Origin of the sequence: Thiolinea disciformis DSM 14473 (assembly GCF_000371925.1) — a bacterium.
Lineage (GTDB): Bacteria > Pseudomonadota > Gammaproteobacteria > Thiotrichales > Thiotrichaceae > Thiolinea > Thiolinea disciformis.
Genome location: NZ_AQVE01000065.1, coordinates 1 through 1,396, shown reverse-complemented (window position 1 = coordinate 1,396; position 1,396 = coordinate 1). Strand labels below are relative to the sequence as shown.

At 66.8% G+C, this 1,396-nt stretch carries 1 protein-coding gene; it reads right to left on the bottom strand.

The features are described from left to right. Positions 1–1,339, bottom strand: a 1,339-nt coding sequence (locus A3IE_RS0119395; RefSeq protein WP_026155045.1) for an IS256-like element ISMlu11 family transposase, incomplete at its 3' end; no start/stop codon positions are given. Between the last annotated feature and the right edge of the window lie 57 nt (positions 1,340–1,396).

Sequence of the window (1,396 nt, the reverse complement as noted above, 5' to 3'; positions counted from 1 at the left end):
GGTAGGGGTTGATCCGGTCGGGGTAGGCCGCGGCGAGCTGGGCGAGGGCCTGCTTCCAGTTCGTGACGGCCTGACCTTCGACGAGCCGGCCCTGGGCTTTGCGCTGGCCGGCGGGTTTGCCCCGGTCCCGAGCGCGTTCGGCGGCGCGTTTGTCTTCGATGTTGCAGATCGCCAGCCAGAGCAGCTTCACCGCCGCCTCGGTCGAGGGGAAGTGGCCGCGGTTCTTGGTCACCTTCCGTAGCTGGAAGTTCAGCGACTCGATGCTGTTGGTCGTGTAGATGACCTTGCGGAGCATGGGTGGGAACTGCAGGAACGGGATGAACCGCTCCCAGGAGTTCGCCCAGGTCGCGGCTGCAGACGGGTACTTCGTGCCGAGCTCGGAGGCCTCGAACTCGGCCAGCGCCTTCCTCGCGGTCTCTTCGTTGGGGGCGGTGTAGATCGGCTTCAGCGCGGCGGCGACCTTCTTGCGGTCCTGGTAGGCCACGAACCGCATCGCGGCCCGGATCAGGTGAACCACGCAGGTCTGGACCATCGAGTCCGGCCACGTCGCCTCGATCGCCTCCGGCAGGCCCTTGAGCCCGTCGCAGCACACGATCAGCACGTCCTGCACGCCCCGGTTGGCGAGATCGGCGCAGACGTGGGCCCAGAACGCCGAGCCCTCGGTGTCCTGGACCCAGATCCCCAGCACGTGCTTGATGCCCTCGAGGTCCACGCCGACGGCGATGTAGGCGGCACGGTTGAGGACCTGGCTGTTCTCTCGGATCTTGATCCGGATTGCGTCGAGATAGATCACCGGATAGAACTCCTCCAGCGGCCGCGACTGCCACGCCAGGACCTCTTCGCTCACGGCGTCGGTGATGTTGGAGATCGTCTCGTGCGACAGGTCCGTGCCGATCGTGGAGGCCAGGTGGTGCTGGATGTCCCGGATCGTCATTCCGCCGGCATAGAGGCTGATGATCATGTCATCCAGGCCCCCGAGGCGCCGCTGGCCCTTGGGCACCAGGCGCGGGGTGAACGACCCGCCCCGGTCTCGCGGGACGTCCAGCTCGATCGGCCCGACCTCGGACTCCACGGTCTTCGGGGTGGTCCCGTTGCGGGAGTTGGCGTGCTTCGGCGCCTCGCTCGAGCCCTTCTCGTAGCCCAGATGGCTGGTCAGCTCGGCCTGCAGGCCCCGCTCGAGCGCGGCCTTGACCAGCGCGGGCACGAACCCGCCGTCACCGGTGAGCTCGACGCCGCCCGCGTCGATCTGCGCGAATAGGGAATCAAGCTGCCCTGAGGCTTTCAGCTGCTCGACCAGGTCCTGGCCCGAGGGCTCGCCTGGGTTCTTCTCGTCGATCATGGTCATGATTCTTACCGTTCCTCTCGGTACGGCTTACACAGACCATCTGACACGCCC